General features: G+C 69.5%; 25 protein-coding genes. 14 read left to right on the top strand and 11 right to left on the bottom strand.

What is annotated here, in order from left to right; translation table 11 throughout:
- Positions 1-140: 140 nt before the first annotated feature.
- Positions 141-2,249 carry a PQQ-binding-like beta-propeller repeat protein gene (locus ACGFIV_RS33885; RefSeq protein ID WP_392839105.1) on the bottom strand — a complete coding sequence of 703 codons (2,109 nt, stop codon included), beginning with the start codon at positions 2,247-2,249 and terminating at the stop codon, positions 141-143.
- Between the two features lie 9 nt (positions 2,250-2,258).
- A complete protein-coding gene (locus tag ACGFIV_RS33880) occupies positions 2,259-3,089 on the bottom strand; it encodes a MurR/RpiR family transcriptional regulator (protein WP_358558911.1) in 831 nt (276 codons plus the stop codon).
- 260 nt (positions 3,090-3,349) lie between these two features.
- Here ACGFIV_RS33880 and ACGFIV_RS33875 point away from each other — a divergent pair, with 260 nt between their 5' ends.
- Both ACGFIV_RS33875 and ACGFIV_RS33870 read left to right on the top strand, forming a co-directional pair.
- Positions 3,350-3,775: a VOC family protein gene (locus ACGFIV_RS33875; RefSeq protein WP_358558912.1), complete on the top strand. Its 426-nt coding sequence runs from the start codon at positions 3,350-3,352 to the stop codon at positions 3,773-3,775.
- Positions 3,776-3,910: 135 nt separating this feature from the next.
- The gene (locus tag ACGFIV_RS33870; protein WP_358558914.1) at positions 3,911-4,261 is read left to right on the top strand and encodes a metalloregulator ArsR/SmtB family transcription factor; all 351 of its coding nucleotides are present in this window, start codon (positions 3,911-3,913) and stop codon (positions 4,259-4,261) included.
- Here the strand turns inward: ACGFIV_RS33870 and ACGFIV_RS33865 are convergent.
- Entirely contained in the window at positions 4,195-4,551 is a 357-nt protein-coding gene (locus ACGFIV_RS33865) for a hypothetical protein (RefSeq protein WP_392839102.1), read from the bottom strand. The two genes, ACGFIV_RS33870 and ACGFIV_RS33865, sit on opposite strands and share 67 nt — an antisense overlap.
- Positions 4,552-4,574: 23 nt before the next feature.
- Between ACGFIV_RS33865 and ACGFIV_RS33860 the strand changes: the two genes are divergently transcribed.
- Positions 4,575-4,778, top strand: coding sequence for a hypothetical protein (locus ACGFIV_RS33860; RefSeq protein ID WP_358558918.1), 204 nt, complete (start codon positions 4,575-4,577; stop codon positions 4,776-4,778).
- A 72-nt stretch (positions 4,779-4,850) separates the two neighbouring features.
- Here the strand turns inward: ACGFIV_RS33860 and ACGFIV_RS33855 are convergent, their stop codons facing one another.
- Positions 4,851-5,660, bottom strand: coding sequence for an SAM-dependent methyltransferase (locus tag ACGFIV_RS33855; protein ID WP_358558932.1), 810 nt, complete (start codon positions 5,658-5,660; stop codon positions 4,851-4,853).
- A 248-nt stretch (positions 5,661-5,908) separates the two neighbouring features.
- On the bottom strand, positions 5,909-7,042 hold the full coding sequence (locus ACGFIV_RS33850; RefSeq protein ID WP_392839100.1) for an epoxide hydrolase family protein: 1,134 nt from the start codon (positions 7,040-7,042) through the stop codon (positions 5,909-5,911).
- A 152-nt stretch (positions 7,043-7,194) separates the two neighbouring features.
- On the opposite strand from ACGFIV_RS33850, the gene ACGFIV_RS33845 reads away from it, so the two are divergent.
- From ACGFIV_RS33845 to helR, 3 genes are all read left to right on the top strand, one after another.
- Complete coding sequence (locus ACGFIV_RS33845) at positions 7,195-8,256, top strand: helix-turn-helix transcriptional regulator (RefSeq protein WP_392839097.1); 1,062 nt, start codon at positions 7,195-7,197, stop codon at positions 8,254-8,256.
- A 283-nt stretch (positions 8,257-8,539) separates the two neighbouring features.
- A complete protein-coding gene (locus ACGFIV_RS33840) occupies positions 8,540-9,766 on the top strand; it encodes a glycosyltransferase (RefSeq protein ID WP_392839095.1) in 1,227 nt (408 codons plus the stop codon).
- 59 nt (positions 9,767-9,825) lie between these two features.
- A complete protein-coding gene (helR, locus tag ACGFIV_RS33835) occupies positions 9,826-11,973 on the top strand; it encodes an RNA polymerase recycling motor ATPase HelR (RefSeq protein WP_392839093.1) in 2,148 nt (715 codons plus the stop codon).
- Between the two features lie 78 nt (positions 11,974-12,051).
- On the opposite strand, the gene ACGFIV_RS33830 is transcribed toward helR, so the two are convergent.
- Together ACGFIV_RS33830 and ACGFIV_RS33825 are read right to left on the bottom strand one after the other, a co-directional pair.
- Positions 12,052-13,056, bottom strand: a complete 1,005-nt coding sequence (locus ACGFIV_RS33830; protein ID WP_392839091.1) for a HEAT repeat domain-containing protein — start codon at positions 13,054-13,056, stop codon at positions 12,052-12,054.
- A 3-nt stretch (positions 13,057-13,059) separates the two neighbouring features.
- The gene (locus tag ACGFIV_RS33825) at positions 13,060-13,731 is read right to left on the bottom strand and encodes a HEAT repeat domain-containing protein (protein WP_392839089.1); all 672 of its coding nucleotides are present in this window, start codon (positions 13,729-13,731) and stop codon (positions 13,060-13,062) included.
- A 554-nt stretch (positions 13,732-14,285) separates the two neighbouring features.
- On the opposite strand from ACGFIV_RS33825, the gene ACGFIV_RS33820 reads away from it, so the two are divergent.
- The gene (locus ACGFIV_RS33820) at positions 14,286-14,972 is read left to right on the top strand and encodes a formylglycine-generating enzyme family protein (RefSeq protein ID WP_392839131.1); all 687 of its coding nucleotides are present in this window, start codon (positions 14,286-14,288) and stop codon (positions 14,970-14,972) included.
- Positions 14,973-15,017: 45 nt separating this feature from the next.
- Here the strand turns inward: ACGFIV_RS33820 and ACGFIV_RS33815 are convergent, their stop codons facing one another.
- From ACGFIV_RS33815 to ACGFIV_RS33805, 3 genes are read right to left on the bottom strand one after another with little or no spacing between them, the layout of a single operon-like run.
- Positions 15,018-16,070 (bottom strand): ATP-binding protein, encoded by a 1,053-nt coding sequence (locus tag ACGFIV_RS33815; RefSeq protein WP_358561091.1) that lies wholly within the window; start codon positions 16,068-16,070, stop codon positions 15,018-15,020.
- 6 nt (positions 16,071-16,076) lie between these two features.
- Entirely contained in the window at positions 16,077-17,591 is a 1,515-nt protein-coding gene (gene kaiC / locus ACGFIV_RS33810; protein ID WP_358561094.1) for a circadian clock protein KaiC, read from the bottom strand.
- On the bottom strand, positions 17,588-17,893 hold the full coding sequence (locus ACGFIV_RS33805) for a circadian clock KaiB family protein (RefSeq protein WP_358561097.1): 306 nt from the start codon (positions 17,891-17,893) through the stop codon (positions 17,588-17,590). The genes kaiC and ACGFIV_RS33805 overlap by 4 nt, the downstream gene beginning before the upstream one ends.
- A gap of 187 nt (positions 17,894-18,080) precedes the next feature.
- Between ACGFIV_RS33805 and ACGFIV_RS33800 the strand changes: the two genes are divergently transcribed.
- Together ACGFIV_RS33800 and ACGFIV_RS33795 are read left to right on the top strand one after the other, a co-directional pair.
- Positions 18,081-18,803 (top strand): response regulator, encoded by a 723-nt coding sequence (locus ACGFIV_RS33800; RefSeq protein WP_392839086.1) that lies wholly within the window; start codon positions 18,081-18,083, stop codon positions 18,801-18,803.
- A 153-nt stretch (positions 18,804-18,956) separates the two neighbouring features.
- Positions 18,957-19,790 (top strand): HAMP domain-containing sensor histidine kinase, encoded by an 834-nt coding sequence (locus tag ACGFIV_RS33795; RefSeq protein ID WP_358561103.1) that lies wholly within the window; start codon positions 18,957-18,959, stop codon positions 19,788-19,790.
- Positions 19,791-19,892: 102 nt separating this feature from the next.
- On the opposite strand, the gene ACGFIV_RS33790 is transcribed toward ACGFIV_RS33795, so the two are convergent.
- Positions 19,893-20,822: a zinc-binding dehydrogenase gene (locus ACGFIV_RS33790; RefSeq protein ID WP_392839084.1), complete on the bottom strand. Its 930-nt coding sequence runs from the start codon at positions 20,820-20,822 to the stop codon at positions 19,893-19,895.
- Between the two features lie 107 nt (positions 20,823-20,929).
- Between ACGFIV_RS33790 and ACGFIV_RS33785 the strand changes: the two genes are divergently transcribed.
- The 5 genes from ACGFIV_RS33785 to ACGFIV_RS33765 all read left to right on the top strand — a co-directional run bounded on the left by ACGFIV_RS33785 (position 20,930) and on the right by ACGFIV_RS33765 (position 24,928).
- Positions 20,930-21,505 carry a TetR/AcrR family transcriptional regulator gene (locus ACGFIV_RS33785; RefSeq protein WP_392839082.1) on the top strand — a complete coding sequence of 192 codons (576 nt, stop codon included), beginning with the start codon at positions 20,930-20,932 and terminating at the stop codon, positions 21,503-21,505.
- 221 nt (positions 21,506-21,726) lie between these two features.
- Positions 21,727-22,680 (top strand): methyltransferase domain-containing protein, encoded by a 954-nt coding sequence (locus ACGFIV_RS33780; protein ID WP_392839080.1) that lies wholly within the window; start codon positions 21,727-21,729, stop codon positions 22,678-22,680.
- Between the two features lie 231 nt (positions 22,681-22,911).
- A complete protein-coding gene (locus tag ACGFIV_RS33775; protein ID WP_358562076.1) occupies positions 22,912-23,346 on the top strand; it encodes a transposase family protein in 435 nt (144 codons plus the stop codon).
- Positions 23,328-24,068, top strand: coding sequence for a sugar nucleotide-binding protein (locus ACGFIV_RS33770; RefSeq protein ID WP_392839077.1), 741 nt, complete (start codon positions 23,328-23,330; stop codon positions 24,066-24,068). Before ACGFIV_RS33775 ends, ACGFIV_RS33770 begins: the two co-directional genes overlap by 19 nt.
- A gap of 563 nt (positions 24,069-24,631) precedes the next feature.
- On the top strand, positions 24,632-24,928 hold the full coding sequence (locus ACGFIV_RS33765; protein ID WP_392839075.1) for a hypothetical protein: 297 nt from the start codon (positions 24,632-24,634) through the stop codon (positions 24,926-24,928).
- Positions 24,929-25,718 lie beyond the last annotated feature (790 nt).

The raw sequence follows: 25,718 nt of genomic DNA, 5'->3' as shown, positions 1-25,718 counted from the left end.
GGAGCGCCAGGGGTCGCAGGAGATCGTGACCTGCCGGCCCGCAGACGGTGCCCGCGCCCCGGCCACGCGCCCGGCAAGGCCGAGATCGGTACGGACGACGTCACAGAGGTCGCGCGGCGGCGGCGCCGACGCATCGGAGGTCATCCCAGTACCCGCCGATCGATCGCGAGCACGCCGCCGTCGACGCCGACGGCCAGCAACGTATCGCCCGCCACCGCCAGGGACGCGGCGATCGGAACATCCAATTCGATGTCGTCGCGACGCTCTCCGGTCCGCGCGATGGCCACGTGGATCCGCCCGTCGAGGCCGGGCACCAGCAGGAGCTCCGTACCATCCACGGTCACCGGTGAGGGAGAGGCGAAGACCGGGTGCGGTGTGACCCCGTAGCTGGTCATGGAGAAGGGGCCGGCGGCCTGGAAGGTGGTCCGCCAGATCTCCGCGCCATCCCTCCTGTTCAACAGCACCAGGTCGGTGCCCCCGTCCACGACCGCGATGCCGTGCGGCACCGCCACTGGAGTCGTCGGCACGAACCCCCTGCGGTTGCGCACCTGCCACAGGACCTCACCGCTTCCGCCGTCCACCTTGACGACGCCTTTGCTGGTCGGGATGTACAGGTCGCCCTCGTCGAGGAGCGGCGTGCCGACCGGGGAGGCGTCTTGCCGCAGCCGATCGGCGAGCGAGACGGTCGAGTAGCCGGTCGGCCAGACGGTGGCGCCGGTGGTGACCTCCAGGCAGATCATGGTGGGCGGGACGCCCAGGCTGCCTACATGGACGAGGTCTCCGGACACGACCGGGGCCGCGTTGCCGACCAGGTTGATGTGCGGGGCCAGGTCCGTGCGCTCCCAGCGCGGCTCGCCCGTACGGGCGTCGAGTGCGCGCAGGTGCGCCAGGTCACCCACGATGACCAGGTCGCCGGCCACGACGGGCGGGGTGAAAGCGAACCTCCGCAGCGGATCGGGTGAGGTGGTACGCCACCGCTCCGTCCCGTCGGCAAGATCCAGGCCGACGACGTCGCCTGACACCTCGACCGCGATGACCACGTCCGCGTGGACCGCGGGCGTCCCCTTGACCGCCGAACGCAGTGCCGTACGCCACCGCAGCGATCCGTCGGCCAGATCGATCGCGTCGACCCCGCCCGCGGCTCTGTCCTCGTCGACGACAGCGGACAGGACCAGGTCTTCGGCGACGCGGACGGCGGCCCGCTGTCCGGAACCGGGAAGCTGGTGCCGCCACCGAGCCGCGCGGGGCACCGCCACGGCGTGGATCGGCGCGGAGAAGGTGGAGCGTTCAAGACCGGCGGGGGCGACCGCTCGGGTCTCCAGCGTGATCCGCTCGCCGTCCCAGGTCACCACCCGGTAGGACGGCGGGCTGTAGTCCAGGCCCGCGAAGAGCGGCGTGGGCGTGTTGACGTGCAGCGTTCCGCCGACCTCAACGACCCTTGAGGTGTGCCAGTGGCCGGAGAAGGTGGCCAGCGGCTGGTGCGGCAGGCCTTCCAGGATCGACAGGCCGGGCTGGTCGTGGCTGAGCAGGATCCACGGCGTCCCCGCGGCGAGCGACTCCAGGTCGGCGCGCAGCCAGGCGTCCTGGAGTTCATGATCCAGGCCCAGTTCGTGGGTGTGCCAGTCGAGCGCCGCCACGTGCAGGCCCGGCAGGTCGAAGGAGTACCAACGCGGACCTACGTTGCGCTCATAGCCCGAGGGGTCTCCGGTGTTGATCAAGTAGTTGTTGCGGGAGGTCGCGAACCCTTGCCTTCCCGCCATGTGGTCGTGGTTTCCGGGCAGCAGATGCACGGGAACGGGGCTGTCGTGTACGGCGAGGCGGAGCGCCTCGTACTCGGCGTCCACTCCCGAATCGGTCAGGTCGCCGGTGGCGATCACCGAGTGCACTCCCGGCACTCGCTCGGGCAGGCTCCTCAGGAACTCGGCCAGCCCGTCGCGGCTGCCCATCTCGACTGGTTCCTGGTAGAGCTTCGCACCGTTGTCTGTGCTGATGTGCGTATCAGAGATATGGACAAACCGGTAGACGTCGGGCTGGTCGTCGGGTGTCAGCGTGAAGGTCGCCTCGGCGGTCGCGGCGGGCACGAACCAGGGCGCGCAGGTCCAGCCTGCCGGACGGGTGAGGAAGACGAACGGACCTTGGGGGACGATCTGGAACCTTCCGTCGGCGGAGGTGGTGGTGAGGGTGATCCCGTCGCTCAGGGTCACTCCCGCACGCGGACGGCCCAGATGATCGACGACATATCCGATCATGGTGTTCCTTCAGATCCGATGGTCGGTGAGGGCATCGGCGGTGGCTGCCAGAGCCTCATTGCCGGTGCGGCTTCGCAGCGCTATCAGGGTGAAGATCGCGTCCAGTACGACCAGGTGGACGACCCTGCTGGTCATCGACTCGATGCGGTACGCGGTCTCTCTACTCCCCGCGACCAGCAGGTGGTCGACGAGCTCGGTCAACGGGGAGCTGGCGAAGCTGGTGAGCGCGACGGTCGTGGCCCCGCTCTGCCGGGCGGCGCGCACGGAAGCGAGCGTCTCGGTGGTCGACCCGGTGTGGGAGATCCCGAAGCAGACGTCGCCTGGGCGTAGCATGCGTGACGTCACGTGCTGAACATGCACGTCGGCCGGAAACGACGCGGGCAGGCCGATCGTGGTGAGCCGGTAGGCCACATCGGCGGCCAGCGGGGCGGAGGTGCCGACCGCGATGAACAGGATCCGCGGCGCCCTCGTGAGAAGCTCCGCGACCGCGCCCAGCCGGTCGGTGTCGACGGTCTGCGCCGCGTCTTGAAGGGCGACCGCCGAACCGGCGAGTACCTTCTGCGCGACCTCGGCCGGCCCGTCATCCGAGGCCACCTCCGCCAGCAGCTGTCGCTCGGCCGGGATGGACTCGCGGGCCAGCCGCAGTTTGAGGTCCTGGAAACCCCGCAGCCCGAGGCTCTGGCAGAAGCGCATGACGCTCCCCACCGAGCTGCCCGACTCCTGAGCCATCTGGGTCACCGAGCGATGGATCACCTCAAGTGGCGCGGCGAGCACCGTCCGTGCGACCCGCTGCTCCGACGGCGACAGGTCCGGCACCGACGAGCGGATCAGTTCAAGCACGTTCACACTGGTAGAAGCTGTTTCGACCACGCAGGGGACGTTAGGCCGCCCAAACGAACCGGCGATGAACACAACGCGAAGAACGGAAAGATAATCCAAACCCAGCGGCCAGTTGGAACATCACTCCATCCGCCGCTTGCCCCGCCGGGGCGTGCCCCAGGTCGCCTGAAACTCTCTGGACCCGCCCCGCATTGAGGAATCAGGGGTTCCTCAATGCCCACTAGCGTGAAGCAGGAAGCGACGACGAGGAAGGACCCAGCGTGAGCCTGCGAGGATTCAGCACGATCAGCTTCTGGGCGGACGACGTGGCGGCGGCCGTGACCTGGTACACGGAGTTCCTGGGCGTGGAGGCCTACTTCCTGCGGTCGGGCCCCGACGGACGCCCGGCCTACGCCGAGTTCCGCCTCGGCGACCACGAGGACGAGCTCGGCATCATCGACCGCGCCTACGCGCCGCCCGGCGCGGCGGCCGAGCCCGGCGGCGCCGTCATGTACTGGCACGTCGACGACCTCGACGCGACCGTGGAGCGACTGCTGTCGATGGGCGCCAAGGAGTACCAGCCGATCACGCCGCGCGGGGACACCGGGTTCGTCACCGCCGCGGTGCTCGACCCGTTCGGCAACGTGCTGGGCGTCATGTACAACCCGCACTACCTCGAAGTCCTCGCGTCCACCAGACCTGCCTAGCGTGGACACGCCCGGCTTTCCCGACCCGGCCCGGTGGGAAGACCCCACCGGGCCGGCGTCACCAGGGGGCTCACCGCCTGACCATCCCCTAGATATTCCCTGACACGAATATTCTCCATGGTGAATACTTTTCTCATGGACGCACTCCTCACCGCACTGGCCGACCCGGCCCGCTGGCGGCTCGTGAGCCTGCTGGCCGAGCGGCCCCGGCCGGTCGGTGTCCTCGCCAAGCTCGCCGAGGCGCGCCAGCCGCAGACGACCAAGCACCTGCAGGCCCTTGAGCGCGCCGGCGTCGTCACCTCCCAGCGCACCGGACAGCGCCGCGTCTACGCGCTCCGTCCCGCTCCCCTGCGGGAGCTGGCGACCGCGCTCAGCCGGCTCGCCGACACCGCGGACCAGGCCGATGGCCCTCGCGAGACCTACGACCGGGTGCGCGGATCGTCCATGAGTACCGCGATGCCGAGGACGCCGACGGCTCCGACCTGATCGCCGGGCGCGCGCAGGGAGTCGTCGACGACGTACGCCCCGGTGAGCGCCTCGCCTACCGGCTCTCCCCGCTGCTTCCCGACGGCGGCATCGCCTTCACCGCTCACCTCGACCTCGGGCCCCAGCCCACCGACACCGGCACAGACCTCGACGTCCACTTCCGGATCACCGACAGCACAGCCGGCTCCGCGGACTTCATCGCAGGCATCGAGATCGGCTTCGGTCAGAGCCTCGACAAGCTCGCGGCCACCCTCGCCGCGGACTCCGACAGCACCGACGACGCCGGGCACGACACCGGCACAAGGAGCACGAAATGACCAACTCGACCGGCCGCAGGGTGACCTGCTCGGACGGCTCAGACCTACTCGACCGGCTGTACCTCATGATCTTCCCCGAGATCGCCGGGGGTGGGCGGCGACTGTTCGACGACAGCCTGCCGGCTTCGAAGTGGACGCTCACCCACCAGGAGACCGGCGAACTGGGCGAGATCGCCATGGTCTACGACCGAGTCCACTGAGCCGGCAGGCTCCCACCGCTCACGCGGCCATGATGTACAACGCCACCCAAGGAGGATGTGCTCCCCCTGAGCCTACGGCTTACGGGCGACCCCGCCCGCACAGGCGACCTCGGGAGCCTCTCCCCAAGGGCTCGGCTCCGGACGCCACCGCGTCACCGGCACGACACCAGGCTCCAGCAACTCCAGCCCCTCGAAGTAAGCGGCGATCTTCTCCGGGCTCCGGGGCGTGTACGCGACCACGCCGTTCCCCGAATTGTGGCGCCGCATCGCCTGGACGTACGCCGGGTCGGTGTCGGAGCCGTCGTACAGCGCCAGATAACTACCCGAGGGCAGAGCGGCCATCAACCGGTTCACAATCGAACGCGTCTCGTCATGGTCACGGACAAGACCCAGGATGCCCATCAGCATCAGCGCGGTCGGCTGGGTGAAGTCCAGCGTCTTCGCGGCGGCGCCGAGAATGAACTCAGGGTCGCGCACATCCGCCTCGATATAGTCGGTGGCCCCCTCAGGCGTACTGGTGAGCAACGCCTGGGCGTGCACCAGCACCAAGGGGTCGTTGTCGACGTAGACGATGCGCGACTCCGGCGCCACCCGCTGGGCCACCTCGTGGGTGTTGTCCACGGTCGGCAACCCGGTACCGATGTCCAGGAACTGGCGGATGCCCGCCTCACCGGCAAGGAAACGCACGGCCCGAGCAAGCATGTACCGCGAATGCCGGGCGATGTCGACCATGCCCGGGAAGACCTCCCCCACCTTGTCACCCGCCAGACGGTCGACGGGGTAATTGTCCTTCCCACCCAGTAAGTAGTTCCAGATCCGCGCCGAGTGCGGCACGGTGGTGTTGATGCGCGCCGCGCTCAACCTGCCGGCACCCTCCGACATGTACGCCGGATCATCGGACCCGGATAAGGGATTCGGAGCGGTGGGGTCATCGGCCATCAGGGAGCTCCCTATCTTGCGTTGTCTCTGCAGGGAGATTACGCCTGTCCGCGAGAGCCGGCGCACGACACGGAAGCCCCCGCGAGGCCGACCCGCGCAACCCGGCCCTCCGCTTCCGGACATGTCCCCAGACGAAAGGGGGCAGGGCCGGCCGCGTCACCGGGCGTGAGAGACGCGGCCGCGGACGAAGGTCAGCGGACCTTGCCGAAGAACTCGCGCATGTCGGCGGCGACGTGATCGGGCTGCTCCATGGCGACGAAGTGGTGGCCGCCTGCATTGCCTTCCGGCCAGTGAACGATGATGTTGTGTCGTTCGGCGAGCCGGCGGATTCCGGGCGGTCCGCTGTACACACCGGTCGGCGCCGCCGTCTGACCCTCCGGCCAGCCGAAGCCCGTGCTGTCGTAGTAGGGCCAGGATGAGGTTCCCAACGTCCCGGTGAGCCAGTAGAGGCTCACGTTGGTGAGGATCAGGTCACGATCGATCACCTGCTTCGGCGGTTTCGCGGCGGCGGTGAACTCCTTGAACTTCTGCGTCATCCATGCCAGCGCGGCGACCGGGGAGTCATGCCATCCGTAGGCGAAGGTCTGCGGTGCCGCGCGCAGCAGCCCATGATGGTCCACGCCGCTCATCCAGTCCTGCGTCTGGAGCTGCGCGTAGGCCGCCCGCTCGTCGCCGGTCATCTCGGGAACATCGTCTTCGGTGGGGAAGCCAAGCCCGCTGATGACATAGACGCCGATCACGTGATCCGGGGCCACCTTGGCGACTTCCGGGGCGACGTACGCGCCGAAGTCCCCGCCCTGGGTGCCGTAGCGGTCGTATCCGAGGCGGTGCATCAGCTCCGCCCAGATCCGTGCCACGCGCGTGGCGTTCCAGCCGGTCTCGCGCGGCGGGGCGGAGAACCCGAATCCGGGCACCGACGGCACGACGGCGTGGAACGCCTGAGACGGGTCGCCGCCGTGCGCGCGAGGATCGGTGAGGGGGCCGATGAGGTCGGTGAACTCCACGAACGAGTTCGGCCAGCCGTGGGTGAGAATGAGCGGCAGGGCGTCCGGCTCGGGGGAGCGCACATGCAGGAAGTGGATGTCCTGGCCGTCGATCTCGGTCATGAACTGGGGAAACTCGTTCAGCCGCGCCTCACGCCGGCGCCAGTCGTATCCACTGCGCCAGTATTCGGCCAGGTCTTTGAGATAGTCGGCGGGGACGCCCCGCCTCCACTCCTCGCCGGGCAGCTGCCGGGGCCACCGGGTGCGGGCCAGCCGGTGGCGCAGCTCGTCCAGGTCTGCCTGGGGAATGTCGATGCGGAAGGGGCGGACCTCGGTGCTCATGACTCTCCTCAGCGGGTACGCCCGCCGCAGCGGCGGGCGGCGTCCTGCCACGTCGTTCCCGCAGGCCCGGGTGGCGCGTCGCGGTGACATGATCGAGAATAGGAACCATGTAGGTCAGTTCCTGTCCGATATGGCCGGGCATGATGGACCCCATGAGCGACACCCCCGCACGACTGCTCAAACTGCTGTCCTTGTTGCAGACCCCGCGCGAATGGCCCGGCAGCGAGCTGGCCGAGCGCCTGGGGGTCAGCCCCCGTACGATCCGCCGGGATGTCGATCGCCTGCGGGAGCTGGGTTATCCGGTGCGGGCGACGATGGGGGCGGTGGGCGGCTACCGGCTCGCCGCAGGTAAGGCCATGCCACCGTTGCTGCTGGACGATGAGGAGGCGGTGGCCATCGCGGTCGGCCTGCGCATGGCGGCCGGGACTCCGGTGAACGGCATGGAGGAGGCGTCGGTGCGGGCCCTGGCCAAGCTGGAGCAGGTGCTGCCGTCCCGGCTGCGGCACCGGGTCGCCGCGCTGGCCGCGGTCCTGGTCTCGATGCTGACCGGGAACGGGCCGGGTGTTGATCCGCGGAACCTTACGGTGCTCGCCGGCGCCGCCGCCAACCGCGAACGCCTGCGGTTCGCCTATCAGACGGGTGACGGGAGCGAGACCCGACGCCTGGTCGAGCCGTACCGTCTGGTGGCGGTCGCACACCGCTGGTACCTCCTGGCGTACGACAACGATCGCGACGATTGGCGGTCCTTCCGCGTCGACCGAATCAGTGATCCGCGGCCGACCGGCGTGCGGGTCCCTCCCCGCGAGCCGACCGAGCGGGACGCGGCCGCCTTCATCACCGACAGGCTGTACTCGTCGGCACCCATCTACGAGGTGCTGGCGACCATTCGTCTTCCGGCCGGCCAGGTAGCGCAGCGGCTCGGCACCGCCCCGGGCGAGGTCCAGCCGATCGACGAGCACAGCTGCCGCCTGCACGGACGCGCCGACACCCTGGAGTGGCTGGCCTCCCGGCTGCTCATGCTCGGCTGCGAGTTCCAGGTGCACGAGCCGCCCGAACTGCTGGCGTACCTGCGTGCGGCGGGCGCCCGCGCCGTCCGCGCCACAGAGGGCCCCGACGGGACCGGCCGTCTACCGGCAGACGACCGGTCCCGTCCGGGCCTTCCGCTACCGGGTCCCCCTGCTGGTGGGGGGTTTGAGGGGGTGAAATCTGGTTAGCGCCAATAGCGGCGTTCTTTACAAAGTAAACCAAAAGGTACAGAGCAGACGGACGCGACGATCTCTGCTATCTGCTGGACTCCCGACGAGTGGAACCTGCCCTGAAGTGCCTCACCTGGGCCGAGAGGGGTCCGAGCACAGCGGACGACAAAAGGCGATGGCAAGGAGATCCCCCTCCTTGCCACTCTCAACGTATAGCGCACCGGGGGGCTTGCGGCAAGACCCGGGTCGTGCCTCAGGATTGTCGGCCGAGGCCGGAACCTGCGGAAACGGGGAATGCGGAATGCGTGTGTTGTTGTCGACGTATGGGTCGCGCGGGGACGTCGAACCGCTGGCGGGACTCGCCGTGCGGTTGCGGGAACTCGGTGCGGACGTGCGGGTGTGCGCGCCGCCTGACAAGGAGTTCGCCGAGCTGCTGGCCGGTGTCGGCGTACCGCTGGTGCCGGTCGGCTCGCCGATGGGGTCGATGGTGCGGCCGTCGTCGCCGGCCGGCGCGTCCCGGCGCGTGTCCGAGCTGGCCGCGCTGTTCGACACGGTCGCCGCGGCGGCCGAGGGATGCGACGCGCTCTTGGCGACCGGGTTGGCGCATTTCGCCTCGCGGTCGGTGGCCGAGAAGCTGGGCGTCCCCTACGTGTACGCGACCTTCTGCCCGTTCCTGCTGCCGTCGCCGCACCACGCGCCGCCGCCGCCGGTGCTGCCCGGCGAGTCCTCCCCACCGGAGGTGACCGACAACCGGGTGCTGTGGGAGCTGAACGCCCGGAGCTTCAACGCGTTGCACGGCGAGGCGCTCAACACCCACCGGGCCTCGATCGGGCTGCCGCCGGTGGACGACGTCCGCGACTTCATCTTCACCGGCCGCCCGTGGCTGGCGGCGGACCCGACCCTGAGCCCGTGGCGGGAGACCCCTGACCTCGACGTCGTGCGCACCGGTGCGTGGATCCTTCCGGACGAGCGCCCGCTCCCGGCCGAGTTGGAGGCGTTCCTGGACGCCGGGTCGCCACCGGTGTACGCGGGCTTCGGCAGCATGCGCGGCGTCTCGGAGGACATCGCCCGGGTGGCCATCGAGACGATCCGCGCGCAGGGCCGCCGCGTACTGGTGGGCCGCGGCTGGGCCGACCTGGCCCTGATCGACGACCGGGACGACTGTTTCGCCGTCGGCGAGGTCAACCAGCAGGCACTGTTCGGCCGGGTGGCCGTCGTCGTGCACCACGGCGGCGCGGGCACCACGACGACGGCCGCCCGGGCCGGGGCGCCCCAGGTGGTGGTGCCCCAGGCGGGGGACCAGCCGTACTGGGCCGGCCGGATGGCCGAGCTGGGCATCGGCGCGGCACACGACGGTCCGGCTCCGACCACCGCGTCCCTGTCGGCAGCGCTCAGAACGGCCCTGACCCCCGAGGTCCGAGCACGAGCCAGGGCCGTGGCCGGCACGATCCGCACCGACGGGGCGACGGTGGCCGCGGCGATGCTGCTCGACGCGGTCAGCCGGGAAAGGCCGCCGGTGCCCGCGTGAACCGCCCGGATCGCCGAGCCCGGAAAGCGCCTCGTCCACCTCAGATCGGAGCCGATGACGTGAACTCCCTGACCACCAGCGCGTTCGACCTTCCCGGCCATCTCACGCCCAAGGCCGACCCGACGCTGATCGCCGGCGACGAGCGGCACTTCGCGGCCATCGCGGCGAGCCTTGAGCGGTCGATCGCCGACCTGTCCGACCGCCTCGACGCCGAACGCAAGGCTCCCGGCGGCGTAGGGCGGCAGGCGATGGACCGGGACCTGGAGATCCACCGGCTGACCGCTCGCCTGCGCGCGCTGCGTCGCTTCGGTCTGGACCTGTGCCTCGGGCACATCGTCAGCGCGGACGACCCCGAACCCGTGTACATCGGACGACTTGGCCTCACGGACAGCGCGGGTCGTCGGCTGCTGCTCGACTGGCGCTCCCCCGCGGCCGAGCCGTTCTTCGGAGCGACCCACGCCAACCCGATGGGGCTGACGAGCCGCCGCAGGTATCGCTGGACCGCCGGGCGGATCAGCGACTACTGGGACGAGGTCTTCACCTCCGACGGGTTCGAAGGGCACGCCGCGCTGGACGACCAGTCCGCCTTCATCGCCAGCCTGGGCGGCAACCGGTCGGACCGGATGCGAGACGTGCTCGGCACCATCCAGGCCGACCAGGACGCCATCATCCGCGCGGGCTCCCGCGGCGCTCTCGTCGTCGACGGCGGGCCGGGTACGGGGAAGACCGTCGTCGCTCTGCACCGCTCCGCCTACCTCCTCTACGCGGACCCTCGCCTCGGTCACCACCGGGGCGGCGTGCTGTTCGTCGGTCCGCACCAGCCCTACCTGGCCTACGTCGCCGACGTCCTCCCGAGCCTCGGAGAGGAGGGCGTGCAGACCTGCACCCTGCGGGACCTCGTCGCCGAGGGAGCCGCGGCGGCGGTGGAGACCGACCCGGAGGTGGCCCGCCTGAAGTCGTCCGCGGACCTGGTGAAGGCGATCGAGGCGGCCGTGAGGTTCTACGAGAACCCGCCCACCAAGGGGATGACGGTCACGACCCACTGGTCCGACATCTGGTTGAGCCCCGACGACTGGGCCGAGGCGTTCGAAGCACCAGAACCCGGGACTCCGCACAACGAGGCGCGCGACCAGATCTGGGAGGAGCTGCTCACGATCCTGGTGGACAAGCACGACGGCGAGGCCCCGGCTGACCTGCTCCGCAGGTCGCTGCTGCGGAACAGGGAGCTGCTCACGACCTTCAACCGCGCGTGGCCGCTGCTCGAAGCGGCCGACCTCGTCGGAGACCTGTGGTCGGTACCGGCCTACCTGCGGATGTGCGCCCCCTGGCTCAGCCCCGATGACGTTCGAAAGCTGCGACGCGGGGACGCCCAGGCCTGGACGGTGTCCGACCTGCCGCTCCTGGACGCGGCACGGCAGCGGCTCGGCGACCCGGAGACGTCACGGCGCAGGCGTCGGCATGACGCCTCCGTCGCTGCCGAGCGCGAGCACATGGCCAAGGTCGTCGACGCCCTGCTGGAGGCCGATGACGACGGGGAAGGCGCGGTGACGATGCTGCGCGGACAGGACCTGAAGGACGCCCTGGTCGACGAGACCGCGCCTCCCGGCACCGAACCGGACCTGCTCGCCGGACCGTTCGCGCACATCGTCGTGGACGAGGCCCAGGAACTGACCGACGCGGAGTGGCAGATGTTGCTGCTCCGCTGCCCGTCCCGGAGCTTCACCATCGTCGGGGACCGTGCCCAGGCAAGGCGCGGGTTCACGGAGTCGTGGCAGGAACGGCTTGAGCGGATCGGGCTCGACCGGATCAACCTGGCCTCCCTGAGCGTCAACTACCGGACACCGCAAGAGATCATGGCGGAGGCCGAGCCGGTCATCCGGGCCGTGCTCCCGGACGCCAACGTGCCGGCCTCCATCCGCAGCGGCGGCGTCCCCGTCGTACACGGCTCTGTTTCGGACCTGGGCTCGGTCCTCGACACCTGGCTCGCCACGCATGCCGACGGGGTCGCCTGCGTCATCGGCGATCCCACGTTCCAGGCGACGTCCCGCGTCCGGTCGCTGACCCCGGAGCTGTCGAAGGGGCTTGAGTTCGACCTGGCCGTGCTCGTCGACCCAGAGACGTTCGGCAGGGGCGTCGAAGGAGCGGTCGACCGCTATGTCGCGATGACCCGAGCGACCCACCGGCTCGTCATCCTCACGAGCTCCTGACTCCGGCCGAGTGCGTGGCCCTGCCGGCGGTGACCAGCAGCAACCGGGCCACGCACACAGCACTACAGGAAGGACCCGTCATCGCGTGTCGCGGATCCCGAGAATGTATGCCGCGGTAAGCGCGACGGCACGGTCTTCGTCCTGTGACAGATCTGCGAGGGCACGTGACGCCGTGGTTCCCGGGATATCCGCGAGCGCCTGTGCCAGCCGTCGACGCGCGGACGATTCCACGGTGCCGGGGGCGAGACGATCAACGAGCCCGTCAGCGATCTGATCCGCCAACGCGGGACGACTCGCCAGCGCGCTCAGCGCATCGGCCGCGTCGACGTCGTTCGTCCCCTCGACGACCATGTCGATGAGCGTCGGGACCGCGTCGGCCACCCCATGTGCCCCGAGTGCCAGAGCCGCATACCTGCGGACCACGACGTCGGGGTTCGCGAGGGCGTCCCGCAGCAGTGCGGTCGCCTCACCGTCCGGAATCTCAGCGATGGACTGGACGGCACGTTTGCGCACCTCGGCCACCGGTGAGCCGAGGCCCTCCGCCAGCAGCGCCAATCCGGCATCACCCGATTGCGCCAAGGCCCATCGAAGGGCTCCGGCGACGTTCGGGTCCTTCTCGCTCAGCACCGCCTCGACCAGTGCTTCCGCCGGCACCGGAACCTCCTCGACCGAGGACAGGGCCGCGCGCTGGCGTTTCCCGGCGCTCTTCGACCCCAACGCCTGGAGGAGTGCGACGGTCTGGAGGACGTCCTCCCAGCCGGCGGGTTTCGCGGCACCGATCCGTCGGAGTCGCGTGAGCAGCTCCGTCTCACTGGCGATGCGTTCTCGCGTCTGGCGGATGAGGTCGTCGACGAGCTCTGAGGGCGTGAAGCCCGGATCATCGAGCGCCCGCCCGACCTCACGCAGCGACAGCCCCAATGACCGCAGGCTCTCGATATGGAAGATCCGCCGGATGTCCTCGCTGGAGTACTCCCGATAGCCGGCGTCGCTACGACCCGTCGGCCGCACCAGGCCGAGCGAGTCGTAATGCCTGAGCATGCGGGCGCTGACCCCGGACCGCCGTGCCACCTCACCGATCAACACCGCCTATCCCCCCTCCTGGCCGGTCCCGCCGAGGGCCACGACGCGCTTCGCCTCCTCGATCGCGAACTCGAATCCGGCATCCGGGTCGCGCAACAGCCGTTCCGTGGCGATCGCGTGCGCGCGCACGCCAGGGTCGAGATCCGTCATCGCGGCGCGCAGATTTGGCAAGATCACCTCACCGAGCGCGATCAGCGCCCGGCTGAGGCTCAGGTGCGTCTCACGTTCGCCGCGCCCGAACTGTGTCGACAACACCGCGGCCAACTCGGGCTCCTCACCTTCGGGCACGAGCACGACCGCTGCCCGCCAAGCGCTCCGCGCCACCTCATCGTCGGCGTCGGACAGCAGTTCCCGTGTGATCGCCGGCCACGCCCGCCGATCCCCGATCTTGGACAGGGTGTGCAACGCCTGGCTACGTGCCTGCGCACGCTCCGAGCGGACTTCGTCGAGTAGTACCGGGACCGTCATCGACGCCGAGTGGCGGGTGAGTGCCCACGTGAGCATGTCGCGCACGTAGAAGTCGGGTTCGACAGCGCACCGTTCGATGAGCTTGCCGATGAGCAGCGGGTCAGGGGTCGTGCCGACCGCTAGCGCCGCCCGCAGCCGCACTGACGAACGGCCGTCCTCCAGCCCCCGGAGAGCTGGAATCGGATCCGTGTCCTGTTCCGACATGGTCATCGGGACCACCTCCTTGGCTACAGTGAAGCCCTTGTCACTGTGTCAAGGTCAAGCGGGGCGCAGGCGTCGGCATGACGCCTCCATCGCCGCCGAGCGCGAGCACATGGCCAAGGTCGTCGACGCCCCGCTGGATCCCACGTTCCGGGCGACGGCCGGACATGCGCCGGATCCCGGTCCGATCACCGAACCCCTCGATTGACGTCACAGATATCCACTGTTACCGTCATCGCGGAAATCGATGATCAGGCGGGAATTCAACGACCGCCTGAAGACGAGGCGGTCAGGAGCCGGGCAATGGACAGGAAGGCGACCACGAGGGTCCGCTCCGCCTGTGATCCGGCTGCTTCGTCCTGTTGTCGCGACTGACGCGCGACTCTTCTCGCGATACCGCTCTCCAGGCGATTCCTCTCGACGCCACCATGTGAGCTCCGCGCATCACCATCGCTTTCGCTCACTTTCCGAAAGAGTAAATCGGCCATGTCTGAAATCACGCCAGAAAGCCCCTTCTCTGTACACCGAATTCGTCGTACGAGCACGGAATTCCCGGCTCCATGATGAGTTCTGAACCCACACCGCTCCAGGTGATCGCCGAGCATACGATCACGATCCCCGCCGGGGAGATCGTCCTGCGGGACGAGGGCAGCGAGACGAGCTGGAAGGTCGAGATCGGGGCCTTCCGGCTGGCGCCGTATCCCGTGACCCGCGAGCTGTATGACGCCGTCCGAGGGGAGGCGCCCGTGACCTCCGCGCGGGCGCCGGTGACCGAGGTGTCCTGGCTGGAGGCCGTCCGGTTCTGCAACCGGCTGTCGCGGGCGACGGGGCTCCTCCCCTGTTACTCGATGGGCGAGGACCCCGACGGGCTGGACGTGGTACGCGATCGGGAGGCCGGCGGCTTTCGCCTCCCGTCCGAGGCCGAGTGGGAGTACGCGTGCAGGGCCGGCACCTCCGGCGTCCGCTACGGAGAGCTGGACGAGATCGCCTGGCACCGCGGGAACTCCGGCGGCGAGGTTCACGACGTCGCGACCAGGGCGCCGAACGCCTGGGGCCTGTACGACATGATCGGCAACGTGTGGGAGTGGTGCTGGGATCTCTATGACCCCACGGTCTACGGCCCTTACCGCGTGTTCCGGGGCGGCGGGAGTCATGACCGCCCCCGGGGATGCCGGGCGTCGTGCCGCCGTAAGAGTCACCCGGCCTTCCGCATCGACGACCTCGGATTCCGGCTCGCCCGCTCGCTGTGAGCGTGAGCGCCCCCTCACTGAGGCCGGAGCGGGGAGGCGGCGCCGTCAGCGAGGGGCCCGTCGCAGGCGAAGGCAGAAGCAGCCGGCCTCGCGGTCGTACCAGGCGTCGCCGCCGTTCGCCCGCGCGAGGCTGCGGACGATCCACAGCCCGAGACCCGTCCCCTCCGTCTCCGGCTCGGCGCTCGGCCCACGGCTGAACCGCTCGAACAACCGGGGGATGAACGGCTCCGGCACACCTGCCCCGTGGTCGCACACGCGGATCTCGATCGAGACGGCGTCCCCCGAGACGGGCACCTCGACCGGCGGGCGCCCGTAGGCGAAGGCGTTGTCCAGATAGTTCTCCATCATCGCGGCGAACTCCTTGCGGTCGACCAGGGCCACCAGGTCGGGGCGGCACGACAGGCGCACGTCCCGGGCCCTTGTGTCCAGCTCGCCGAGCCGCTCCAGGAGGAATTCGAGCACCGGGACGCGTTCCAGCGCGGCGGACGCGCCCTGCGCGTCGATCGTGGACGCGGTGAGGAGCTTGCGGACGAGCACCTGCAGCCGGGCCGTGCGTTCGGCGATGCGGTCGATGATGTCGGCCCGCTGTTCCTCGGCAAGCGCGGCCAGGCGGTCGCGCAGCACGTCGACCAGCACGCTGATCGCGGCCAGCGGGTTGTGCAGCTCGTGGGCCGCGATGGCGACCACGACGTTCTGACGCTCCAGTGCCGCTTCGAGCTCCCTTTCGAGGTGGCGCTGGCGCGTGATGTCGCGGAGCGCCGCCACGTACAGGTTCTCACCTTCCAGGGTCGTGGCCGTGACCCGCATCTCGACCACCCGTCTTCCTCCGCCGGGCAGCATCAGGTCGATCTCGGCCGCCTCGCCCGCGACGATCGGGAAGCCGAACGGGGTTTCGATGAGCTCCCCCGCGTCGCGGGCGAAAAGGTCCGCGGCCGCCGGGTTGCACAGGCGGATGATGCCGCTCTCGTCGACCGCGACGATCCCGTCCGCCGACGCCGACACGATCGCGTCGGTGATGTCGTTGCTGGAGCCGGCATCAATGGTGCTCCGCGCCCGTACGTCGGCCGTGGAGTCCTTTTCGTGGTGAGGATTCCTCATCGTCCCTCACCCCTGCGTCCCTTCCTCGGACTCGACCGGCCCCCACATGCTCACCGGTGTGGGACGCGCCGTCAGGATGTGGGTGCTGCCGCGCAACCGCTCGCCGATGTGCATTCCGGTGCCGTCGACGGTGACCCGGCGGATGCTGTGGTCGTGGGTGGAGCCCCGTGCCCGGAGGACCGCGATGGCCCGCTGGATCTCGCCCTCGTGTTCCAGGTACTGGAGCAGGATCGAGACGTCGGCGAAGTCGGCGATCTCCATGACGATCGCCTGCGCGCCCGACGGTGTGAGCCGCCCGGTGGGTGTCGAGGTGAAGAGCGTCGTGATCTCCTTGCGGCGGACGATCGCTCCCAGCGCGAGGACGAAGTCCAGCAGCGACCTGGGAGAGACGACGCGTTCGAGCGCGGACAGCGTGTCGACGACAAGCCGCCCGGGGGCGAACTCGTCGATGGTCCGCCTGAGCTGGAGGAAGTGGTCCTCCAGCGACGCGACCTCCGGGTAGTCGGACATGATCCGGAGCAGGCCCGAGCCTTCCATGGCCCGCAGGTCCATGCCCCAGCCGGCGGCGTCGCGGAAGAGCTGCTCGCGGCTCTCGTCGAAGGTGCGGAGCACGCAGCGCTCCCCCGCCTCGACCCCGGAGGCCACGAACCGTAGGCCCGCCAGCGTCTTGCCCGTGCCGGTGGGCCCAGTGATCAGCACGGTCGCGTCCTGGTAGAAGCCGCCCCCGCACATCGTGTCCAGCTCGGCGCTGCCCGAGGAGACGCGGACCAGTGACGCGCCCGCCGGGGACAGGAGGAACGCCATGGGGACGACCACGATCCCCTCCTCCGGGGCGATGGTGAAGAGCCATTCCCCGGTGCGGTGCGCGGCACCGCGGAACTTGACGATCTCGACGGTCCGGCTGCGCCGCTCCTGCCGCAGGACGTTGCGAAGGATGATGACGTTGTCGAACACGAACTCCTCGACGCCGTAGCGGGTCACGCCGTCGTACTCCTCGGGCCGCTCGGCGGTGAGCACCGAGGTGACGCCCAGGGTCTCCAGGGCGAAGGCGATCTGGAAGAGCTCGTGGCGGATGGTACGGAAGTCGGAGAAGCGGGTGAAGATCGCGCCGAGCGAGTCGAGGGCGACACGGCGGGCCCCGGTCTGGCGGACGGCGTGCTTGATCCGCGACACCAGCCCGCCGAAGTCGTAGGACCCGACGGCCGGGGCGTCCTCGCCCGTCCCCGCCGACGCGTCGACGAAGGCCCATTTCCCCTGGCTCTCCCACTGCTCGATGGAGAACCCCAGCGAGGCCGAGTTGCGGCGGATGTGGGCAGAGGTCTCCTCGAAGGTGACGAACACCCCGGGCTGGTCGAAGAGCATGATCCCGTGCGCGAGGAACTCGACGGCGAAAAGCGTCTTGCCGCTACCGGTCGTGCCGCTCACGAGCGTGGACCTGCGCGCGGGAAGGCCGCCCAGGGCGACCTGGTCGAAGCCGTTGATCCCCGTGGGCATCCGCTCGATCGCGTCGCTCCCGGTCATCGTCCCCACCTTTCCGGCGAAACCTCGTCCGTGCCGGGGAAGCCGAGCGCGAAGGCGGCGCGGTCGTGATCGGACAGATCCCCGATCACCCGCCGCGGCGGGAGCGGCGCGAGCCTGTCCACGGTCGGAGTGGCCAGAACCCGGCCCTCCTCGGCCAGGCAGGGCCGTTCGGCGACGTCGACGATCTCGATCTCGTACGCGCCGGAGACGAAGGAGTCGCACAAGAACCGCAGGTTCACCTCTGCGGCTTTGGACCGTTCCGTATGTCCGGTCACGTAGAGCCTGAACGTGTAGGTGGTCACGCCGGCTCCCGTCCTTTCGGCGACAGCGTCCCGTCATGGACGCCAGGTCCGTTCCGGCCCCCGTTTTGTTCCTGACTGTTCCCCACGAGTAACGTCACAATCAGGAGCCAATGGCCGAAAAGTGCAGGTCGAGACAGCTATGACGCAGCGGACACCGTTCACGCCCGTACCGGAACCGGGACCTCCGATGATCCGCGTACTCGTGGTCGAGGATCAGCAGGCGCTCGCCGACGCGCTGGAGATCGCGATCGGCGCACAGCCGGACCTGGACTGCGTGGGAGCCGTGGGGACGGTCGAGGCCGCCATCCCGATGGCGGAGGCTCACCGCCCCGACGTCGTGCTCATGGACATCCACCTGCCCGGCGCCGACGGGATCGAGGGAACCCGGCGCGTGAAGGCCCTTCGGCCCGACGCCCGCGTCCTCATCCTGACCGGGGACGCGACCCCCGATTTCCTCGCCGCCGCCTCCGGCGCGGGCGCGGCGGGGTTCCTCGCCAAGGACAGTTCGTTCCCCGACATCCTCGACGCGATCCGATCCCCCATGGATGACAAGGTGATCGTCGAGGGCGAAACCCTCAAGGTGCTCTTCGCGGCCTTCCGGCCCGTCCCGGTCTCCGCCGGAGGGAACCGGCTTCCCGGCGGCGCTATCCGGCCGAGGCTCACCGTGCGCGAACTGGAGGTCCTGGGACTGATGGGCGAGGGGCTCGACCCCCGGGCGATCGCCGAACACCTGATCGTGAGCCCGCACACCGCCCGCGGCCACGTCAAGAACATCATGACGAAGCTGGGCGCCCACAGCCAGTTGGAGGCGGTCATCGTGGCCACGCGGTCGGGGCTCCTCTCCGGCCCCCAAATTCCTGGCCAAAAACCCCGAAACAGCCCATATGGGGGTGTTCATCGGCCCACCTGAGGGTCGCGAACGCCGGTGAGGCCCATCTAGCGTCTTGAGCATGAGGAACGCCATTCCGCGTTCCGGCCCCAAACTCCCGCCTCGTCATCGCGGTCGCACGTCCACGCATCGCACCGGACACGGCCGACGGCTCGTGAGGGAGAGAGGACTCAGATGGACAGGTCGCGCTTGACCTACCTGTGGGAGTACATAGACGGGCTCGACCTTCCGCCGGATTTCGGCAGTGCGTGCCACGCGCCTCCCGAGCCCTCCAACGAGGATGAGATCGCCCAGGCCAAAAGGACGGCCTCCCGGGCGCTCGGCAAGCTGGACCGGGCGCTACAGCGGCAGCGGCAGTTCGCCTCCGACGCCTCACACGAGCTGCGCGGCCCCATCGCCGGGTTGCGGGCGCAACTGGAGGAGGCCCGGCTTCATCCCGGCGAAGACGATCTTCCGGAGGTGATCCGGCGTGCCCTGGCCGATATCGACCGTCTGGAGGCGATCGTCGGGGACCTGCTCCTGCTGTCCCGGTTCGAGGCGAAGGCGCGATCCGCGTGGGAGCGAGTGGACCTGGCGGCGCTGGTCCGGGCTGAGGTGACGCGGCGCGCGGATCCGATCGGGGTGCGGATGCGGCTCGACGAGGGCGTCTGCGTCGACGTCGTCCCGGTCCAGATCAGCCGGGTGCTCACCAACCTGCTGGACAACGCCCAGCGTCACGCCGAGCGGATTGTGCGAGTCGACGTCGTCCGCAGCGCGCGCACCGGGGACGTGATCGTCTCCGACGACGGCGAGGGGATCGCCGAGAGCGACCGGGAACGGATCTTCCAGCGGTTCACCCGCCTGGCGGCGGCCCGCGCCCGCGACCACAGCGGCACCGGGCTCGGCCTGGCGATCGCTCGTGAGATCGTCCAGGCCCACCACGGCGTGCTCGTCGCCGCCGGCTCACCTGACGGCGGTGCGTGCTTCGCGCTACGCCTTCCTCTCACCGACCCGGCCCCAGCGCCGTGAATGTGATCCCACCTCGGGAACCGCCCGTCACCCGCGGTCGAGCCTCGCGTGAGGGCGCGAGACCTCGGCTGCCCCTCACCGCCCAGGGCAGGTGGTCCGCCCTCACGCCAGAGCGGGGGTCCGGTCGACGTCCAGGACCGCCTTGCCGGCGACGCGACGGCCGAGCAGGGCCCCGGCGGCCTCGGTGACGCGGTCCCAGGGTCCCCGCCAGCCGACCTCCGGTGAGAGGCGGCCCGCCGCGAGGAACTCCAGCAGGGTGGCGAGGTCCGGCCCGACCTCGGTGACGTCGCCGAACGTGCTCATCGTCCTGGAGGGGCCGAGGGAGAACAGCGAGTGCGGCGCGAACACCGCCGGCTCGTCCGACGCCCAGCCGACGCACTGCACGTCCCCGCCGGGGGCCAGGAGCGCCCAGGCGGCGGCCAGCTGCCTCCCGCCCACGGTGTCCAGGATGAGGTCGACCGGCCGGTCGACGCCGTCCAGGCCGACCACCACCTCGTGGGCGCCCAGCTCGGCCAGGCCGCCCGTACGGCCCGCCGACCCCACCGACGCGATGACATGGGCGCCGCCCAGCGCCGCGAGCTGCACCGCGTAACGGCCGACGCCGCCGGCGGCGCCGGTGATCAGCACCCGCCGGCCCAGGATGGGACGGGAGCGCAACGTGCGCAGCGCGGTGATGCCGGCCATCGGCAGCGCCGCGGCGTGGGCGAGGTCGACCTGGCCGGGGACCTCGGCGACCGCGGTGGTGTCCACAGCCATCCGCTGCGCCCACGCGCCTGCGCCGAACGCCGCGACCCTGGTGCCCTCGGACGGCCCGGTGCCGTCCGCCGCCGCGCGCACGACGACACCGGCGGCGTCGTACCCGTGCACGGTCCCCGGCGGCCGCCCGCCCGCGAACGCCACCTCGCCGCGGTTGAGCGAGATGTGCCGCACGTCGAGCACGAGCTGGTGCGGCGCCGGCCGGGGCTCCGGGGCCCCGCCGAGACGCAGTGCCCCGGGCACGCCGGGGTCGACGATGAGCGCGCGCATGTCCATGGAAGTCTCCTCCGGTCAGGGACAGACCCATTCCGGACCAACGGTCCGTTTGATTCACGGGTAACATAACCGGACCGGCAGACCGTTTGCAAGGAAAGGCTTCCACGATGGCCGAACAGCGCGCGGAACGCGCCGACGCGGCGCGCAACCGCCGCGCGGTGCTGCGCGCCACCGAGCAGCTCCTGGCCGAGGGAGGCGGCGACCACGTGTCGCTCGACCGCGTCGCCGCCCTCGCCGACGTCGGGAAGGGCACCGTGTTCCGCCGCTTCGGCAACCGCGCCGGGCTGCTGCGGGCCCTTCTGGAGGAGCGGTCCGCCGACCTGCGCGAGGCGGTCACGAACGGCCCCCCGCCGCTCGGCCCCGGCGCGCCCACCCGGCAGCGGCTGCTGGCCTTCCTCGACGGGCTCGGCCTGATCGCCGAGCGCAACGCCGTCCTGTTCTCCGCGCACGAGCAGGCCTGCGCCGACGACAAGTACGCCGACCCGAGCTACCGGTTCTGGCACCGCCACCTGAGCGGCCTGATCGCCGGCGAGCGTCCCGACCTCGACGCCGAGTTCCTGGCCCACGGCCTGCTCGCGGTCTTCGACGGCGGACTGATCCGCCACCTGACACCGCCCGGCGACCCCCGCCGCTTCACCCGTTCCGTCCAGCGGATGGCGACGGCGCTGCTCGACCGTGACTGACTCCGGTCTCCTGAGCCGCGGGCCCTCATGCCCCCGAGGGGCTCGGCTCCCGCATGGCCTCGGTGAGGGATTCGGTCCGTGGCGCGGCGCCCCACAGCCACTCCAGCTTCGCCTCGCGGCGCCTGCCGGCCGGCCATCGCTCGAAGAGCGCCTCACAAGGGCGAGTCGCTGCGTCACGGTGCAGAACCGTGCTGTAGGACGTGCGGGGGTTCGCTGGCTGTGTGAGATATCACTCTCCCGTCGTCGTGGCGCTGGTGGTCTGGGGAGGTGACCATGTGGTGATGACCTCCTCGCCCCGCCCGCCGCACGTCGGTGGCCGACCGGATCCGATAGGCGGGACTACCGCGCTCGGTGGAGAGCCCGCTCCCGCCCGCGGGTACCTACTGGACAACGCGCGCGCCGAGGCGGGCGAGCGATTCGTTTGGCTGGCCGAGCTGTTCGACGGTGTGACGCGGAGGCACTTCGATCGACTAGGGGTCAGGGTTGGCTCGCGCTGCTGGGAGGTGGGGGCCGGTGGCCGCAGTATCCCGGAGGCGCTCGCGGCGGCCGTCGGTCCGACCGGGCACGTGCTGGCCACGGACATCGACCCGTCGTGGCTGAAGGCAGGCGGCGGGTACGAGGTGCGCCGGCACGACGTCGCCGCTGATCCGCCCCCGGAGCCGGGGACGTTCGATCTGGTGCACGCCCGGCTCGTGCTGGTCCATGTACCCGACCGGGCTCGGGCGTTGGCCACGATGGCGGCGGCGCTGCGGCCCGGCGGCTGGCTGCTGATCGAGGACGCCGATACCGCTCTGCAGCCACTGGCATGCCTGGACGACAGCGGCCCGGCGCAGCGGCGGGCCAACCGGCTGCGCGACGCGGTCCGGGAGCTGCTGACGCGCCGCGGCGCGGACCTGCGCTACGGCCGGACGCTGCCGCGGGCATTGCGTGAGGCCGGCTTGGTAGATGTCGCCGCGGCGGGCTCTTTCCCGGTCGGCGGGCTAGCCTGCGACCGGCTGGAGGCGGCGACCATCCGGCACGTGCGCGGCGAGCTGCTCGCGGCCGGCCTGGCCGACGACGCCGAGATCAACGCGCACTTGGCCGCCATCCACGCGGGCGAACTCGACCTGACACTCGCGCCGCTGATCTCGGCCTGGGGACGCCGTCCAGCCGAGTACCCGCCGGCACTCGGTTAGGTGCGGATCCAGGCGTTGTCCGACTGCCCACAGCGCAGTTCGTCGAGGAGATTTTCGGGCCGCAGGAGTAGCCCCTTGCGGGGGCGGTCGTCATGCCGATCATCGTCTCGGAACGTCCCGCAACCCCGGTGCCGACACACCGGTCGGGTGTCAACACCGGTCGAACTGTGGCTCTGGCACTAATTTCGTGATCTTCCGGTGGTCGGCTGTCTGACTTGCTGATCATGCTGGGTGACGATCCCGGAGTTGCTGGCGGTTCTCTTCCCTCACCTGGCCTGCCTGCAGATCGATCAGGTGGGCCGGTCGGGGAGATCGGTAAGGATTCGCGCCAGAACCCGCACGTCACAAGCAGCATGCTCGCAGTGTGGGCGGGTTTCCCGCCGCGTGCACAGCAGCTATGAGCGGCGAGTGGGCGACACCGCGGTCAGCGGTCAGGAGACGGTGCTTCACCTGCGAGTGCTGCGGTTTTGGTGTGATAACGACCACTGCGGCAAGAAGACCTTCGCCGAGCAGGTGCCCGGGCTGACCATCCGCTACGGACGTCACAGCGTCCAACTTCGCCAGATGCTGCAGACGATTGCCCTGGCACTGGGTGGCAGGGCCGGTGCCCGGCTCACCCACCGTCTGGCGGCCGGGCCAAGCATGATGTGGCTGCGACCTACCTGACCCGATCAGGAGAGACCGCAGGTGTTGAGTGGTTGCCGCTCGATGTGCGCCGACGAGAGGACGTTGACGCGCTGATCGGCGTATTTCGGCCAGAGGCGGTCATTAACGCTGCGTTCCGGCAGACAGATTGGGCGAGCACGGCGATGGGAGCCGTGAACGTGGCTCTCGCTGTCTCTGCGGCGGGTGGGCGCCTGGTACATGTGTCCAGCGACGCGGTCTTCTCGGGTGCCGCGATTCGCTATGACGAGACGTGCGTCCCTGACCCGATCACCCCGTATGGTGCGGCCAAAGCCGCTGCCGAGACAGCAGTGAACGCGATCGCGGCAACCGCGGTGATAGCCCGGACATCCCTGATCATCGGTGACGGTGATTCGCCGCACGAGGCGCTGGTGCATTCACTGGCCACCGCCAGGGCGAGAGGAATGCTGTTCACCGACGACGTGCGATGTCCCGTGCATGTCGTCGATCTCGCTGCGGCGCTCCTCGAACTTGCCGCATCCGAGTATCACGGCGTCCACCATGTCGCTGGAGCCGATGCGGTAAGCCGATACGAGCCGGGGCTGCTCATCGCCCGACGTGATGGACTCGACGCGGACCAATTGCCTTCAGGCCGGCGAGCAGACACCAACGTGCCCGGCCCGATAGATGTGCGCTTGGAGTGCGGCATGACTCAGCGGCGGCTTCGGACCAGGCTGCGTGGCGCGCGGCAGTTTCTGGGGTGAGGTTCACCAGGGGGTTCATAGGTCCGGCCAGGTATAGCGGGCCAGGTAGGGCGATCGTCCGCTGACGAACCGGTTCTGCAGGTCCTGAAGCCGTTGGACTGCGGCTTCGTAATATTCGGGTCGCTCGGGGCGAGGAAGTTGGGGTGGCTGACGTGGCCTGGGACGAACTCGGTGAGATACCAGCAGCCCTCAACCAGCCAGGTCCCGGAGGTGGCCCGGCATTGCGCGTCGTCGAATCCGTTAGCTCTACCTGGTTCGGGGTCCTGTCACTTCCCGGCCACGCAGAAGGCCCCAATAAGCACATCGTGTTCTCGCTGAGCAAGCGAGGGAATGTGATGTATCTCAACGTGAGGGCATGGGGGACCGATAATACATGGTGTAATAAGAACTGGGCCTGCTCGCGAGCCAACAATGTCGCAGCCTACGGCCTGTGGACCCTGTTGGCCTCAAATCTGTCAGCCTACCTCGATATCCACGAACCGTCGTAGATGAGTGACCAGGGGGCCGCAGGCGCCTGCGGCCCCCTGGTCACATCACCAGGCGCAATGCCGATCGGAGAAAGAATGAAGCTCAGAGACGCCGGCGTTTTCCTGCTTCTCGGAATTGCCGTCCTCGCGACGCCTGTCGCAATGATCCTTCCTTTGTTTTGCGGCGCATATCTGGCTGGAGAAGCAAACCTTGGCCGAGGTATTCTTGTGCTAGCGGTCGCCGTTACCCCGGTCGCAGTTAGCGTATTTTCCGGGTGCATCATCTACCGGAGGACGAAAAACCGGAACGCGGCATTAATCCTGGCCGCAATAACGGCTTTAGTGCTAGATCTGACCGTCACGGCATACTCCGTCCTAACTCTTGTGATCTGATGGATTTGAGGGCGCTCCACGCGGATTGCCCACTGGTGCAGGGAACATTACCGCCGCGATATCAGACCCTCCGCCCCTCCTCGAAAGAGCGCCGTGCCGGACACGCCGCTACCCGCAAGCCTTTGCTAAACGGCGCGACCTCCTGAACGGAACCGTCGCGCACCCGCACGAAGAACGGACGGCTGACCAGGATCTGCTCGTTGTTCGAACGAGCAGATCGAGACTCTGCGCGATGCCCATCGCTACCAGCGTGGCCAGCAGCGGTCGGAAGCCGAGCACGACCGAACCCGCATTGAGTAGGCCGACCAGCAGCGCGGCACTCAGCCTCCAGTCGCACGCGACTGGCAGCGGGGGCCGCCACCGGACAGCCGTGACATTTCAAGACCCATGAGGCGACGTGAGGTTCCCCTGGGAGTTGTGGGACGTCCTGCAGGCAGTGTCGGTCCCCGGTGATGGCGTAACGCCGGCGCGCCGCTCGGTGAGATCTCCGGGCGGTCGACCAGCCGCTCCTTACCGGCTGGTGAGGGCCTGCTCCACCAGCTCCAGATGGCTACTTCGGCAGCAACTCCACCATTGCCGAGGACACGGGGACGGCCCTACGGACCACCACCTACTCCTACGACTCGGCAGGCCGTGTTGCCACAACCTCAGTGGCCGTGACCCCGGCGTCAGCGGGCGGGACCACCGTGCCGGACGTCAGGGCCCCGGCGAGTTGAGGTTTTGATGGGGTTCGTTCATAAACATACGGCTACGCAGGTAAGGAAATGCCAAGCCGCCACAGATGGAAAGG

It is taken from the genome of Sphaerisporangium sp. NPDC049003 (assembly GCF_043197795.1).
Classification (GTDB): Bacteria; Actinomycetota; Actinomycetes; order Streptosporangiales; family Streptosporangiaceae; genus Sphaerisporangium.
This window is presented reverse-complemented; position numbering and strand designations above follow the sequence as displayed.